Source organism: Sinorhizobium sp. BG8, assembly GCF_016864555.1.
Lineage (GTDB): Bacteria > Pseudomonadota > Alphaproteobacteria > Rhizobiales > Rhizobiaceae > BG8.
The window spans coordinates 2,236,826-2,251,722 of the sequence record NZ_CP044011.1 but is presented as its reverse complement, the minus strand read 5'-3'; the positions used below and the strand labels follow the sequence as shown (position 1 = coordinate 2,251,722).

13 protein-coding genes are annotated in these 14,897 nt (G+C 62.2%); 6 read left to right on the top strand and 7 right to left on the bottom strand.

Going from position 1 to position 14,897, the window contains the following annotated elements; all coding sequences use genetic code 11:
- Positions 1–543: 543 nt before the first annotated feature.
- Positions 544–2,889 (bottom strand): sulfatase-like hydrolase/transferase, encoded by a 2,346-nt coding sequence (locus tag F3Y30_RS10535; protein ID WP_203426412.1) that lies wholly within the window; start codon positions 2,887–2,889, stop codon positions 544–546.
- A gap of 412 nt (positions 2,890–3,301) precedes the next feature.
- Here F3Y30_RS10535 and F3Y30_RS10530 point away from each other — a divergent pair, with 412 nt between their 5' ends.
- A complete protein-coding gene (locus F3Y30_RS10530; RefSeq protein WP_203426411.1) occupies positions 3,302–3,529 on the top strand; it encodes a DUF2798 domain-containing protein in 228 nt (75 codons plus the stop codon).
- Positions 3,530–3,655: 126 nt separating this feature from the next.
- On the opposite strand, the gene F3Y30_RS10525 is transcribed toward F3Y30_RS10530, so the two are convergent.
- From F3Y30_RS10525 to F3Y30_RS10510, 4 genes are all read right to left on the bottom strand, one after another.
- Positions 3,656–3,991: a hypothetical protein gene (locus tag F3Y30_RS10525; protein WP_203426410.1), complete on the bottom strand. Its 336-nt coding sequence runs from the start codon at positions 3,989–3,991 to the stop codon at positions 3,656–3,658.
- 119 nt (positions 3,992–4,110) lie between these two features.
- Positions 4,111–5,022 carry a hypothetical protein gene (locus F3Y30_RS10520; RefSeq protein WP_203426409.1) on the bottom strand — a complete coding sequence of 304 codons (912 nt, stop codon included), beginning with the start codon at positions 5,020–5,022 and terminating at the stop codon, positions 4,111–4,113.
- A 359-nt stretch (positions 5,023–5,381) separates the two neighbouring features.
- Positions 5,382–5,783, bottom strand: coding sequence for a hypothetical protein (locus F3Y30_RS10515; protein WP_203426408.1), 402 nt, complete (start codon positions 5,781–5,783; stop codon positions 5,382–5,384).
- 270 nt (positions 5,784–6,053) lie between these two features.
- Positions 6,054–7,025: a DMT family transporter gene (locus F3Y30_RS10510; RefSeq protein ID WP_203426407.1), complete on the bottom strand. Its 972-nt coding sequence runs from the start codon at positions 7,023–7,025 to the stop codon at positions 6,054–6,056.
- A 197-nt stretch (positions 7,026–7,222) separates the two neighbouring features.
- Here F3Y30_RS10510 and F3Y30_RS10505 point away from each other — a divergent pair, with 197 nt between their 5' ends.
- Complete coding sequence (locus F3Y30_RS10505; protein WP_203426406.1) at positions 7,223–7,624, top strand: GFA family protein; 402 nt, start codon at positions 7,223–7,225, stop codon at positions 7,622–7,624.
- Between the two features lie 178 nt (positions 7,625–7,802).
- The gene (locus F3Y30_RS10500) at positions 7,803–8,276 is read left to right on the top strand and encodes a VOC family protein (RefSeq protein ID WP_203426405.1); all 474 of its coding nucleotides are present in this window, start codon (positions 7,803–7,805) and stop codon (positions 8,274–8,276) included.
- A 118-nt stretch (positions 8,277–8,394) separates the two neighbouring features.
- Here the strand turns inward: F3Y30_RS10500 and F3Y30_RS10495 are convergent, their stop codons facing one another.
- Positions 8,395–9,570, bottom strand: a complete 1,176-nt coding sequence (locus F3Y30_RS10495) for an acyltransferase (RefSeq protein ID WP_203426404.1) — start codon at positions 9,568–9,570, stop codon at positions 8,395–8,397.
- 293 nt (positions 9,571–9,863) lie between these two features.
- On the opposite strand from F3Y30_RS10495, the gene F3Y30_RS10490 reads away from it, so the two are divergent.
- Positions 9,864–10,166, top strand: coding sequence for an antibiotic biosynthesis monooxygenase (locus F3Y30_RS10490; protein WP_203426403.1), 303 nt, complete (start codon positions 9,864–9,866; stop codon positions 10,164–10,166).
- Between the two features lie 81 nt (positions 10,167–10,247).
- On the opposite strand, the gene F3Y30_RS10485 is transcribed toward F3Y30_RS10490, so the two are convergent.
- Entirely contained in the window at positions 10,248–11,684 is a 1,437-nt protein-coding gene (locus tag F3Y30_RS10485; RefSeq protein WP_203426402.1) for a DUF1254 domain-containing protein, read from the bottom strand.
- A 252-nt stretch (positions 11,685–11,936) separates the two neighbouring features.
- Here F3Y30_RS10485 and F3Y30_RS10480 point away from each other — a divergent pair, with 252 nt between their 5' ends.
- Both F3Y30_RS10480 and F3Y30_RS10475 read left to right on the top strand, forming a co-directional pair.
- A complete protein-coding gene (locus F3Y30_RS10480) occupies positions 11,937–13,172 on the top strand; it encodes an MFS transporter (RefSeq protein WP_203426565.1) in 1,236 nt (411 codons plus the stop codon).
- A 93-nt stretch (positions 13,173–13,265) separates the two neighbouring features.
- A complete protein-coding gene (locus F3Y30_RS10475; protein ID WP_203426564.1) occupies positions 13,266–14,669 on the top strand; it encodes a multicopper oxidase family protein in 1,404 nt (467 codons plus the stop codon).
- Positions 14,670–14,897 lie beyond the last annotated feature (228 nt).

The window sequence follows — 14,897 nt, the reverse complement described above, 5'->3', positions numbered from 1 at the left end:
GCTGCCTCGTGAAATGAAACATATGGCACCTTGCGGCGCCCCGTTCGGCGGTTTGTGCCCGCAACTCCGGTTCCTCTGCGCGGATGACGGCACCTTTCCAGGGTGGCACTCGCGGCGGGACCTTGGCACGGTCGCCGCGGCGCCACGAAAGGCGGGCTTTCAGAGAGCCGTTCCGCCTTGGCGGATCGGCCGCTCTTCGGCCCGGCCAGTCGCCGGTCCATTCATATGTGCCGCACAGGCACGTCCCGCCCCTTTTTAAGGGGGTGAGAGGGGAACCATTTTCTGCGGACCCCCGGTGCGGAAGCTCACGTCCTTCCTCCGCACAGAGCGCCGATCCCGCCTCGCCACGACGCCTCGCAGTGTATCCGCGGCGGAACGACAGGATGATCGCATGGCTGCCGTCAGCGGGGAAATTCGCGGTATCATGCGGCGAATGCCACCAACCGAAAGCGCTGCGGCGCCGGCAGCTTTAGGCCCGAGAGCGGCCCGCGGTCATCGTCCGCAATGCGCCAATTGCAGACATGCACGCCAACGCCAGCAGTGTCATTTCAACTCGATCTGAACTTCCTTCAGGTCACCGTTGAAGGTGAAGGGTGGCTTGTAATCAAATGTCACCGGTTGCCCGCTATCTTCACCGATGCCAAAGGTGTCGATCCCAAAGCGACCCGCGACGGTCTTCTCGATCTTTCCTTCGGCGACCTTCTTGTCATCGATGAATATGCTGGCAGTACCGGATTTGCCGAGTTCTTTTCCGCCCTCGTAGTCGAAAACGAGGCGGATGACGGCGTCTCCCTTTGGCACCACTGCGTCGGATTTGACGGTGAAATGCTCCTCAAACCAATTGTAGTCGAAGATGGGCTTTCCGTCCTTGATGTAGAACGTCATGCCTGCAGCAACGCCGCCGAAACCAAGGATCACTCCTTCAGTCTTTTCACCGTCTGCGGCCACGTTGGCCGTTAGCGACCAAGACCGGTTCTTCATCTGCGGTGCGGCTGTTTCGGCTAGGCGCGTCGCGCCCTTGTAGAAGGTGATTGTCTTCGCATCAGGATCGAAGCCCGGAGGCGTGGGCTTGGCGATTGCCAGCCGCGCGGCACCACGATCATCGAGCGGATAGACGTGGTATTCACGCGCCAGTTCATCGAACCGACCTTTCAGTTCGGCGAGCTTCTCGGGCATCTCCTTGGCAAGATCGTTGGCCTCGGAGAAGTCCTTGTCGAGGTTATAAAGTTCCCATCGGTCTTCGTCCCACTTGCCGGGTGCAAGGTCCTGACGCCACGGCAAAGTGTGCTGGGCATCGGCTTTCCATCCCTCGTAGTAGACCGAGCGGTTGCTGAGAATCTCGAAATACTGTTCGGTGCGGCTCTTCGCCTTCGGGTCGGTGAAACTCGCCTCAAATGACTCTCCAGCGATAGGCAACTGCCTGATGCCGTTGACCTCGGTCGGCATGGTTACATGAGCGGCTTCGAGGATCGTCGGTGCCACGTCGACGAGATGGAGGAACTGGTCGCGAGGCTGCTTGTCCGGCTTTATCTTCTCAGGCCATGTCACCACCATGCCTGTGCGCGTCCCGCCCAGATGCGAGGCGACCTGTTTAACCCACTGGAACGGGGTGTTACCCGCCCAAGCCCAGCCCACCGGATAGTGGGGTTCCGAGTTGGGTCCGCCGATTTCATCAATCCGCTTGAGCGTATCCTTGATGTCGGTGGCAAAGCCGTTCAGCGACTTGATCTCGTTGAGCGTGCCGTCCGGCCCACCTTCGGACGATGCCCCGTTGTCACCGGCGATGTAGATTATCATGGTGTTGTCGGCATCGGGCAGTTCGTGGATGGCGTCGACGAGGCGGCCGATTTCGTGGTCGGTGAAGGCGAAATAGCCCGCATAGTTCTCGAACAAGCGGTTATAGACCTGCTTTTGCTCGTCTGAGAGTGAGTCCCATGCCGGAACCCAATCCGGCCGTGGCGTCAGTTTGGTCCCTGCCGGAATTATCCCCATTTCCAGTTGGCGCTGGAAAACCTGCTCGCGATACTTCTCCCAGCCCATGTCGAACTTGCCCTTGAACTTTTCGCGCCATTCGGCGGTGACATGATGGGGCGCATGCATCGCACCGGGCGCGAAGTACATGAAGAACGGCTTCTTCGGGGAGACCGACTTGAAGTACTTCATGCGCGCGATCGCCTTGTCGGTCATATCGGTCATGAAGTGGTAGCCCTGCTCGGGGCTCTTGTCCGGTTCGACCGGCGTGGTGTTCTCGAAGATCACAGGGTAGTATTGGTGCGTTTCTCCGGCATTGAAGCCATAGAAGTACTCAAAGCCGAGGCCTGTCGGCCATCGTGTGAATGGACCTGCTACTGACGTCTCCCAATCCGGCGTGTTGTGGTTCTTGCCGAACCACCAGGTCGCATAACCGTTCTCCTTCAGCACCTCGGCGACCGTCGCCGTTTCCGGCGGGATCATCGTGCTGTAGTTCGGAAAGCCGGTCGCCCATTCCATCAGGAAGCCATTGCCTGTGTCGTGATGGTTACGGCCTGTCAGAAGCGCGGCGCGGGACGGTCCGCAGATCGCGGTGGTGTGGAAGCGGTTGTATCGCAATCCCTCGCTTGCGAGCTTGTCGAAGTTGGGTGTCGGAATCAGCCCGCCGAAGGTCGAGGGTTGCCCAAACCCGACGTCATCCAGAAGAATGAGCACGACATTCGGCGCACTCTCCTGGGCCGTGGGGATCGCTGGCCATGCGGGCGTCGATTCCTGATAAGTCTTGCCGATTGTTCCCTTGAACGCCTCGGTTGCCCGGGGAACTCGATCGTCATCCGCACGGCCTGCTCCCGCGATCGCAACGGCCAACCCCACGCCTATCAGGCAGGTCGCATGTCTTAGACAACGGGAAATCTCCATCACCTGTCTCCCCCTAGCGATGCGAAAAGCGATTTCTTTCAAGCGTAGTCATGCTTGTGGTGCCGGTTTTGAAGAGAATTAGGGCGCTGAAGCTAACTTTGAAGGGCATCACAATAGTAGCTTGGAGAGTCCGCAAAGGGCCCAGAAGCGGACAGTGGAGGCATCTGCTGCATAATTCCGGAAAATCGCGGTATCATGCAGCAAGTGCCACCAGTTTCCCCGAAGCCGTTCCCGGCTTGACCAGAACCGGGACTCAGCTAGAGGTGAACAGTCGAAAAGTTTTAGGCCGGTGTGGTTATTCCGGCCCCCGCGACAGCGGGAAAGTCGCTACGCGAACCCACGGCACCAACCCTAACCAAGGTGGTGCTGCGGCTTGTGAAGAGCGCGCTCCACCCGACAATGTGGAGATACCATGAACGACACAAAAACAATCATCCTCGCACAGTTCTTCATCTCGGGGATGATGGCTTTCCTCATGACCGGCTTTTTCTCGCTCCTGCATGTCGGCTTCACGACCGACTGCCTGACCGAGTGGAGCCGGGCATTCGCCATCGCATGGCCGGTTGCATTCATTCTGTCCCTGGGTGTTGGAAAATGCGGATTTGCGCTTGCCGTCTCGATACGGGCCAGGTTCGCCTGACCGCCGCCACAAGGCCGGCACCCCATAGGCCGCACCATCCCCGCCTGGGCGCATGGATCGACAACGTTCCCGACCACGACACACCGTGGTCGGGAACTTTTAGGCGACGGAGGCAGAGACGTCCCCTCACTCCAGCGGAACGCGACGACGGATCTGGTCGCCCAATAGCGTACCTGCAGAATCGAGGAGCCAGCGCTCGAGCCTCCGGTCCCGATCGTTCCGGATCTCCGTAGGCCCACCACCCGATATGCGGACGAACCCCTTGAAGACGCCGAGCCGCCATGACGGCCGGGCTTTGTCGGTTACGACGAAGCCGCGATAGCCGAGACCGGGGTCCGGCGGCGGTGTCCCCGTGCCCGTCGGCAAGGTTTCGACGATATCGCCCAGCTCATCGGCCTGCGCAGGCGTGAGGTCCCAGACCGGGTTGGGCCTGCCGCTCATGATGTCCAGTTCCACTTGCATTGCGGCTCCTCCGCCTGCGCCGGCCGGCAAGACCGCCAGCGCAAGGACAAGGACCGACGCCCCCGCCCATGATCCGCAGGCGGCGTGGCGCCGGAGGTTCAGAGGTCGAGGACGACCGGTCAGATGATCTGAACGCTCTTTCCCGCGTAGAAATAGCCGCAAAAGTCCGTGTAGCCTCCCCGATCGCAGGTTTCGGGATTGGTGATGACGACATTGCTGTTGTCAACATTGCGCGCGGCGGTCTGGCCCGGCTTGTGTCCCCAGAATCCACCTTTCTGCTTCCGGTACCAATGGTAGTCGAACCCGGGATCGACGACGAGAGCCACGAGCCTGCGCGGGTACTCATCCTTCGGCAGGCAGTCGCATCGCTTCTTCAGTCCGTCCGACATCGCGCCTGCGCTCACGTCGCCGCAGGCCATCGGGTTGGGCCAGTGGCCCGAGGCACGCCCCGGCTGGGCGAAGGTGTCCGTCCGCCAGTTGCGGGAATAGTTGTAGCAGTTGTTGTTGGCGCGCACGTAAGGATCGTTGTTCCAGAAACCCGGGTTGAAGCGGCTCTCTTCGTACTGGCACTCCCGGCAATTGGGGTCACGGACCGTGACGCGAATGCCCCGCTTCGTGAAGATGTCGAGCGGATAGAGCCTGAACGGCGACCTGTGGAACTCCTCGAAGCGTTTCAGAACATACTTCCGGATATTCTTGTCGAGCGGCGTCAACTGATGGTCGGGAAAGGGAATGCGGGATTCGGTCATGTCCTCGATGAGGCCACGGGCAACGTCGAGCAGCGAGCGCGAAGCATCCGATGCGTCGTTTGCAATGACGAATTGGAACGGTAGCTTGAACTCGTTGTCGTCACCGAGGAGCCGCAGCTGAATGCCCCGATATCCGAGGCCCTGGTGACCCTCCCCGACTTTCGAAAGCGCTGCAGGATTTTCGGCGAATGCCTTGAGCATGCGTTCAATTTTTCTGTCATCCGTCACGACCCAGGTCGGATTCGGCCGGCCCGAAAAAATGTCCACGGTAACGCGTAGCATAGGAACCTCCCCTCGCGATCTCCTCACTCAATGTCTTGCTGAATATTGGACAGAATATACCTGATGACGCAGAAACAAAAATGAATTGGACTGATGTTCCTGCCCATCGTTACTTTCCATGTCACAAAGCAATTTCGAGAGGGCCGGCAACGGGAACTTTGTTCGAACGGCGATCCTCCTGCACCGGGACACCTGTCATCCATCGCATCGTGTATTCTTGCGCCGAGATGCTTCTTCAGCGCGCGTTCCTTCAATGGCGCAGAGAGGGCAGCATTCGGCCCTGAGCGGACTCGCCATTGAGAGCCGTGGAAGCTGCATGCGGCAAGGCACAGGGGCAGCCAGGCGTCTCGGCCTGGCGATCAGCGAACCGGGGTCAATTTCTCGTGCCCACCCTTGTTGCTTGTGTTGTCAAAGTAGGCGCCCTCCATGCTCCCGTCGGGAGCGACCTGATAGACCCCCACCTGTGGTTCCGCCTTTACGCATATCTCTCCGAAGGGGTGTTCCCCGCCAGGCAAGCCCGGCAAGATGACCGATGCGTAGGAAAGGGTCGTGCCGTTCAGCATGCAGACGCCTTTCGTGCCATCGCTCCATGTGATGTCACACGTATTCTCGGAGCTCATCTTGATGACCGCCCAGTTTGAATAGGTTCTGCCGTTGGCAAGTGTGCCGTTGACCTTGTAGCGACCGCTGAGGTCCTCAGCCGCCGTGGCTGCACACCCGGCAGCAATGAAACCAGCAGCGGCGAATATCCTGGTAACCATTGTAGCCTCCTGACCACCACGACAGAGAACGTGTTCCGTCGGCTAGCCGATATCCCGTGCCAATGAGGCCAACCAGTGTATACCTCGGCCTAACCGGGACAAGAGAAGGGCCCCAACGCCGTCTGCTTATGGCGGATTCCGGCCGTCCCTGACGCGGCATTTTGCTAGAACGGAAACCCTTCCTCGGGCTCAGGCCACGCTCCTCGCCCGGACGCCCCGGCGGAAGCGCGGAACGTCTCGCTTTCTCCGGCCATGGCGACGCCGTCGCCCTCAGACCTTCGCGGCCTCCGGCGTGGTCTTCGGCTTCAGCAGGATGATGAGAAGCAGGCCGGCGATTATGAGCGCCGCGCCTTCGAGGTGATAGGTCTGCAACTGTTCGCCGAGGATGAGGTAGGCGAGCACCGCGATGAAGATCGTCTGGATGTAGAGGAATACGCCCGCGCGGGCCGCGCCCAGGGCCTCGATGCTGCGATTGAACAGGTAGTACATCAGCGCCCCACCAGGGATCGCCACATAGGCGAGCGCGAAGAGCCCGCTGGCGTTGAGCGTGGAGCGCTCGTCGGAGGCAAGCTCGAACAGGTAGAACGGGAGCGCCGTGAGCACCGCCGCGCCGAGAAGCAGCACGAGGAGCGAGAGGCGATCCACCTCGAAGTTCGCCCGGCGCAGCAGGACGGTATAGAGGCTGAAACAGAATGCGCCGGCGACGATCCACAGTTCACCGGCATTGAGATCGAGGTTCACCAGCGCGGCCGGGCTGCCCTTGACGATGATGACCACGATGCCGAGGAAGGCCAGGATCGAGCCGATCACCTGCCAGCGTCCCATGGGCTCGGCGAGGATGAAACGGGCAAGGATCATGGTGATGATCGGGATGAGCGCAATGATGATGCCGGCGGTGGTAGCATCGGCATGTTCGAGGCCGACAAAGATCAGACCCTGGCAGATCGCAAGACCCATGCCGCCGATGGCAAGCAGTTCGAGGCCACGAGCCCGCACCAGCGCGACCATGTCTCCGAAATGCCGGCGCACGACCGGCAGGAGGATCGCCCAGGCGATCAGCACGCGCCAGAAGCAGAGCGCCCAGGGCGGCATTTCGGTCGAGACCCATTTCGCAGCGATATAGACGCCGGCCGACAGCAGCCAGCACAGAACTGCCACGGAATAGGCGGTCGCAAGCGAGTTGCCTGCTGCCTGTTCCTTCCCGACCGTGTCGCGATGGATCGCCAAGACGTTTATCGCCATGGTTTAGTTATGCCACAGTTCCCGCAGGCTGCCCAGACGACGGCGGGAACGCGCCGCCTGCCATGGGGGACGGCAGTGGATGGCGAAGCCCTTGCGGCCCATCTGCCGCATGCGCAATCCGTTCGGCCCCCGCTGGTTGCGGACGTCGCGGCATCGGGGCATTATGGCGTCGTTCCGGAGCAACGGGATCATCGCGCATGTTGATAGGCTCATGTCATTGCGGCAATGCCGGATGGACACTGGACGGTGACCCGGGCTCGATCACGGCGTGCAATTGCACGCTATGCCGACGCTACGGGGCGCTGTGGGCTTATGACTATGAAGGCGAACGGATCGCCGTCACCGGGGAGACCGCATCCTACACGCGTTCCGGCAGGGACACGTCGTCGCTCGAAATCCTGTTCTGCCCGTCCTGCGCCTGCGTGGTCAGCTGGCGCGGCCTCAGAACGGGCAAGGACGGTCGCCGGCGCATGGCGGTGAACATGAGGCTTGCGCCGCCGGACGCGGTCGCCGATCTTCCCATCGATCACTTCGACGGCCTCGACACGTTCGAGGATCTGCCTTCCACAGGACGGTGTGTTCGCGACCTCTGGTTCTAGAGCGCGTTGCGGGCCGGGAGCCATCCCGAGAACACCGATTTGCGACCTCCAGCCGAAGCCGGCAGCGCCCCTTGCTATCCCGCCCCCGCGAGGCGGGCATTCCGGGGTGGAGAATTGCGCGCGGCCGCCTATTTCAGAGGAGACACGGCCGAACGGTCCCCACCGAAAGGAGCACGCAATGGCGAAGAACACGATCTGCCTCTGGTACGACAAGGACGCCGAGGCTGCCGCCCGCTTCTACTGCGACCTTTTTCCCGACAGCAGACTGGATGCGGTGCGCCGCGCACCGAGCGACTTCCCGGGCGGCAACAGGGGCGATGTTCTCACCGTCGAATTCACCGTCGCCGGCATTCCCTGTCTCGGCCTGAACGGCGGCCCCGTGTTCACGCACAACGAGGCCTTCTCATTCCAGATCGCAACCGACGACCAGGAGGAGACCGACCGCTACTGGAATGCCATCGTCGGAAATGGCGGCCAGGAGAGCGCGTGCGGCTGGTGCAAGGACAGGTGGGGGATCTCATGGCAGATCACTCCGCGCGCACTGACCGACGCGATGGCGGCCGGCGGCGGCGAAGCCAAGCGCGCGTTCGAAGCGATGATGACCATGAAGAAGATCGACGTCGCCGAAATAGAAGCGGCGCGGCGCGGCTGACGGCTCAGGAGCTATCCGCAAGCATTCGCCAGCAGCCCATGGCTCAGAACGCGGGCCTGCGCCCTGAGCCGGGCTTGCCGTTGGCGACATTCGCGACCTGGCGCTGTTCCGCCTTGCCCTAGCCTCGGGCGGAAGACAGTGCCTCGCCATCAAGGACATGGTCGGCGCCGCTCGCGACGGAGGGTGCCGGCGACGCGGATGCGGTCCGACCGAGGCTGCGGCCGAAGTCGTTGAACGGCCTCTCGATGAAGACATAGGAAAGGCGCGACAGGACGAGCGAGCCGACGAGGGTGACGGTCAGGAGATAGGCCGCCTGCGCAAGGGGCTCCGTGATGCCGGTGGTTTCCATCGTCTTCAGCGCGAGGAGGAGCACCAGCATGTGGGAGAGATAGAGCGAGTAGGCCATGCCGCCCAGCCATTGCAGCGGCGCGCCGCAGGCCATGGCGGACAGGCGGGAGAAGATAGGCCCCCTGCCCTCACGCGCACCAATGACGACGAGGATCACCGTGAGCCAGAGAACCAGCGGCATCATCGCGATGGAGCGTTCGAGGACGCAGAGCGCGATGCCGATCGCCCAGAGCTGGACGAGCGGCAGCGATTTCAGGAACGGATTGCCCGCTTCGCGGTGCTTCATGAAATAGAAGGTCGCGATCCCGATGCCGAACTCCACCATCCACTTGCCGATGAAGCTGTTCGGGAGCCGGGGCTCGACATACGCGGCCGCAAGCGCCACGCCGAGGACGAGAGCGATTGCCCGCCACGACACCGGCCGGGCGACGAAGGCGATGACGAAGGGAGCGATCAGGTAGAACTGCCACTCCAGGGAGACGCTCCAGGCCTGCCCGAGGAACGCATAGTCCGTCGACGGCAGCAGCTTCGGCGGCACGAGGCCGTGAAGCCCGGTCAGGTGGGCGAAGAGATGTCCCGGCCAGTGGACGAGCGCATCCGAGGCAATCTGGATGCGGGCCGCCTTCATCGATCCTTCCGGGGATGCCTGCCAGATCTGCAGGGCGATCTCGGCGACCGCAACGGAGAGGACCAGGTAGAAGAGGTAGACGGGGAAAATGCGGAAGGCGCGGCGGGTTATGTAGAAGCGATAGCTCTCCGGCCGCTTGTCGATCAGCGCCGTGATGGCAAAGCCGCTGAGGATGATAAATACATCCACCGCGTACTCGTTGTAGAACCGTTCCTGGAAGAGGCGCCCGTGAAGAGCTGTGGCGGAAGCGACATGTCCCACCAGGACCCAGAGGGCGAGCACGCCTCTCAAGGCCTCGAATTCCTTGACATATTTCATGATTACCCGCTGCACTGAACTTGAAGCGAGGGCTTTTAGGGCGAAGAAAAGGCTTTTTTGCGATGCAGCAAATCTTCGCCGTTGCTTGCCTGTGGAGGACAATCCTGGCGGAGACTTGAAGATGTCCTTGCTTGCACGGACGGCGTGATACGTTGCCGCAACAGCGGCGGGTGATTCTCGCCTTCAAGCCTGTCCGCGGTTTCTCCCGGCAGCGCCTCATGCGCCGTATCTATGCGTGGGCGCGAGGCGTATCTTCTTCCAAGCATGCATTGCTCTAAAGGGAGGAGTTCTTCATGGCCAGATACGCACTCTACGTTCCGCTTGAAGCAAAGCCCGGCAAGGAACAGGCGGTCGCCGATTTCCTGCGTTCGGGACTGCCGCTCGTCGAAGCCGAGCCGGGCACGGTCGCCTGGTTCGGCCTCCAGACCGGGCCTTCCTCCTTCGCGATCTTCGATGTCTTTCCGGACGAGGCATCCCGGGAGGCACATCTTTCCGGAAAGGTCGCCGCAGCGCTGATGGCGAAGGCCGAAGAGCTCTTCGCCAGGCCGCCGGAGATCCGCAAGCTGGACGTGCTTGCTGCCAAGCTGCCGGGGTGATGCGCCACCCCGGCTTCCGGAAAGCCAGCCCGGCCGGCGCCCAGAAGACGCAGCCGGGACCCGGACCAAGGCGGGTAGCGACTACACCTTCTTGACCGCCGGGATGATCCACGACCCGTCGAGGATCGAGGGCGGGCTGTCATCCGGCCAGTAGAGCCGCATCATCAGGACAAACTTGCCCGCGGGTGCGGGAAGCCAATTCGATTCCTTGTCCGCGCCGGGTGTCTTGTTCTGGATGTAGATGTCGATGGATCCGTCCGGATTGGGTTTCAGGTCCTGCCGGGCGCTGATCGAGTACCGGTTGATCGGATTTTCGACGAAGAAGTATTTCTCGTTGTACATGGTGATCGACCAGAACCCCCTGACCGGCGGCGTCTGTCCCTTCGGAAAGGTGATCACGTAGTTGTTCGACCCATCATAGGAGCGGGAGAAGAGCCCGTCACTCATCTTGAGCGAGGTGGGATAGACCGCATCCTGGGGACGGTTCGCGCCGAGCCCGATGGCCGTCACCAGCGCGCGCTGCAGGTACTCGGTGCCGTAGATGCCGGTCCTCGTGGTGAAGCCCCAGCCGTTGATGTTCTTGACGTCGCCGTCGCTGAACTTGAAATGCAGCATGATGCGGCCGAAGGCGATCTCGGGGATGCGCTTGATGAAATGGGCGTCAAGCTTGCTCTTGTCGAAATCCTTGCCGGGGACGATGCCGATCCGCGCCATTTTCTCCACCATCGGCGCATCGGCACTCGTCGGCGGATTGGTCTTGAGGAGTTCGCTGAGCAGCGTGAAGTACTCGACCGCGTCCATCCGATTGACCTGGTCGCGAACGGCCGTCTTCATATCGATCGAGGGATCGACCTTGCCCGGCGGCGGCGTCCAGTCCTTTCCGTAGGCGCTGAGCGGCACCAGCTTGCACTCGTCCTGGAGGGCGTGGACAGCCTTGTAGTCCTCAGGCGTGCCGGTGCAGTAGATGCGCCCGAGGATCCAGACAAGGCTCGTCGCAGACTTGTATTCCGTGACGCCCTCCGGCAGCGTGCCTTCCCATCCCGGGCCGGTGATCGCATAGGTCTGCGCGTCGCCTCCGGTCGTACGCTTCCCCGGCACCTGGAAGACGGTTGTCCATCCGTCGAGCATGGGAAACAGGAAGTAGCGGTCCTTCATGTCCGGGAACGAAAACACCCAGGGTTCCTTGCCGACGTCGATGAAGGCGGTGGTGTAGAGAGTGTCCGCGTTGGGGGCCGTCACATCGGTGAAGGAGGCGTCCGGATACTCGCGCAGCTTGATCATGTGCCCCATCGGGCCCTTGCTGCCTACAGGCTTCTCCACATTGGTGACAACCCGGCGGGTCATTTCCATCGTGACGAGCGCATAGCCGTAGATATAGGCTTCGACGGCCAACCAGAAATCGCCTTCTCCTTCGAAGGGATCGACAAACGGCTCATCAAAGGCCTTTGCCGGTGTGATTGCACTTGCTGCGAGCAGACCCAGTCCACCCAACGACGCGGCACGGCGTGTGACTTTCATGCTGTCCTCCTGTGGGAAATTCATTCGCAGAAGCAGACGGCGCCGGCCCACGGCACCACCACTATTTTATTAGGTTATCATATAAGAATATACTCTACTAGACATAGCAAGCAAACGGCGTTGCTTGCCTGCGGTTGGGTGCCGAGTAAAAACATTCTTCGTCGCATTTATTGCACTGTCGCCCGCTGCCTGCGGGATATACGGATGGCACCGTCGAAACAGCGATGCCGATTCGCGAACCATAGCGGCGCCATGAGCCAGATCCGTCCCCTCATCCCCCTACTCGTCACCGCCGGCATCCTGATCGGGGGCAACGGCCTCCAGGGTACCTTCATTTCGCTGAGGGCTTCGCAGGAGGGGTTCTCGACGTCGCTGATCGGCATCGTGGGCGCCGGCTACAACATCGGTTTTGCCATCGGCTGCATCTACGTGACGCGCATGCTGCGGGCGATCGGCCACATCCGGACCTTCTCGGCGATGGCCGCGATCGCAGCTTCCTCATCGATCGCGATGGCGCTGGTAATCGATCCGTCCTTCTGGTTTGGGATGCGGCTCGTCTCGGGCATCTGCTTTGCCAGCCTGTTTGCAACCGTCGAAAGCTGGCTGAACGCCAAGGTGACGAATTCAAACCGCGCCCGCACCCTGTCGATCTACCGCCTGGTCGACCTCGGATCGGTCACCGCCGCCCAGTACATGATCCCCGGCGTCGGCATCGGCGGCTTCCAGCTCTTCGCGATCATCTCGATGGCGCTGACACTTTCGCTGGTGCCCATCTCGCTTGCGGACCGCTCGAAACCGGTTGCACCGGAAGCCATCCGCTTCGACGTCAGGAAGCTCTGGAACATCTCGCCGCTCGCGACGATCGGCTGCATCGTCGTCGGGCTCACCAATGCCTCGTTCCGGTCGCTCGGGCCCATCTACGCCGAGCAGATTGGGCTTTCGGTCACGCAGATCGCGAGCTTCATGAGCGCCGGCATCGTCGGGGGCGTCGTGCTGCAATATCCGCTCGGGATCTATTCGGACCGGCTGGACCGGCGCGTGATCATTCTCGTCGCAACCCTCGGCTCGGCGCTTGCCGCGCTCTACCTGGCGATTTTCGCCGGCGGCAACGAGTGGCGCAACTTCGTCGGCATCTTCGTCTTCGGCGCTTTCGCCATGCCGCTCTACTCGCTCTGTTCCGCACATGCCAACGACCACGCTGGCGAAGGCGAACATGCGCTGGTTTCCGCCGGCATGCTGTTTTTCTGGTCCGCGGGCGCGATCATCGGACCGCTCTTCGCCTCCGTCCTGCTCGACCATTTCGGGCCGCAGGCGCTGTTCATCTACACCGCCGTCATCCTGGTCGCCTTCATGGCCTACACGGCTCTGCGCATGACGGCGCGCGCACCGGTGCCGGCGGAAGCCCGCAGCGGCCGCTTCCGCAACCTGCTCAGGACCTCCGCCTTCTTCACCAAGCTCGCGGGCTCCGACAAGGACGACAGGGGCTGAAGGCGCGGCTGCGGCAAGATGCCAGCGAGACCGCGATTGATGACAGCGCGTCTCAGGTTTAAAGCAGGAGCGAACTCACCGGCCAGCAGGAGCATTCCCGTGCCGATCAGCCGCCGCACATTCCTTGCAACATCGGCGCTCGCCGCAGGCGCCTATGGTACGGGCCTCGGGCTCTCGGCCGGCCGCCGAGCCCTTGCCGCCACGCCCGCAGAACTGACCGCCTATTCCTCGGAAGCACTGCTGACGGGAAGCGCACCGACCAGGGGGACGATGTCCTACCGGCTCAGCGAAGAGGCGAGCGGCGTGCCGCCGGTCCTGCGCATGCGCAAGGGCGAGGAATTCGCGGCCAGGCTCATCAACAGGCTGGACGAGCCGACGACCGTTCACTGGCACGGGCTAAGGATTGCCAACGCCATGGACGGCGTTCCGGAAATGACGCAGCCCTACGTCTATCCGGGCGACAGCTTCGAGTACCGCTTCGTGCCGCCGGACGCCGGGACCTTCTGGTATCACCCCCACTGCAATACATTGACGCAGATGGGCCATGGGCTCACCGGCGTGATCGTGGTGGAGAATCCCGACGATCCGGTCTTCGACGCCGAGGTGGTGCTCAACATGCGCGACTGGCGGCTGGGGTCCGACGGCCAGTTCATCGCGCCCTTCAAGCCGCGCGACGCGGCCCGGGGCGGAACCTACGGCACCGTCAAAACCGCGAACTGGCTAGAGGGACCGGTCTACGACGTGCCCGCCGGCGGCCTCGTCCGCCTGAGGCTTGCCGCGACCGACGTCACGCGGATCTATACGATCGGCCTCGAAGGCGCGGCGGCGACGGTCATCGCCATCGACGGAAATCCCGTCGTGGCCCCCTTCCCGCTCGGGCGGTACGATATCGGCCCCGGCCAGCGCCTCGACCTGGTGGTGCGCGTCTCCGACAGCGAGGGCACGGAAGCGACGCTCGGCAACTTCCGCGGCACCACGCCGTGGACGATCGCCAGGCTCAGGGCCACGGGCACCAGCCTCAAGCGCGACCTGCGCGACGTGAAGGCCCTGCCCGCCAACCCGGTCGCCGAAGCCGACCTCTCCTCCGCCGTGACGATACCGCTCGAGTTCACCGCGACCGCCGAGCACGCCGCCAAGCCCAATCTCTGCGGAACGCTGGGCTATACCTTCTGGGCGATCAACAAGGTCGCGTGGTCCGGCGACACGCCTGATCCGGTTGCACCTCTGGCCGACCTGAAACTCGGCAAGAGCTACATACTGCAAGTCAAGAACCGCACGCCGCACGCTCACCCCGTGCATCTCCACGGCCTGAGCTTCCGCATCCTGCGGTCCAACAAGCGGGAGATGACAGGGCAGCTGACGGACACGATCCTGCTTTCGCCCGACGAGGTGGCGGAGCTGGCGTTCGTCGCCGACAATCCCGGCGACTGGATGCTCCACTGCCATATCATCGAGCATCAGAAGACGGGAATGAGCAGCTTCGTGCGCGTCTCCTGACCACGGCGAACCCGCGAAACACTGCGGCAGCGGCGAAATTTTCGATTGTGGCAAAATGGTGAAGGGTCTAGGGTCTGAACCCAACAAGAGTGCGTGTTCCGTTGAGGCAGATTGGATCGAACGAGAGCAAGCAAATGCGAAACAAGACCCTGAGGGTCTGTCCAGCGTTGTTTGCAGTCAGGCGTTCCATTGACCCCAGCTCTTCGGACAGGCTGTATCCTGGCCCTG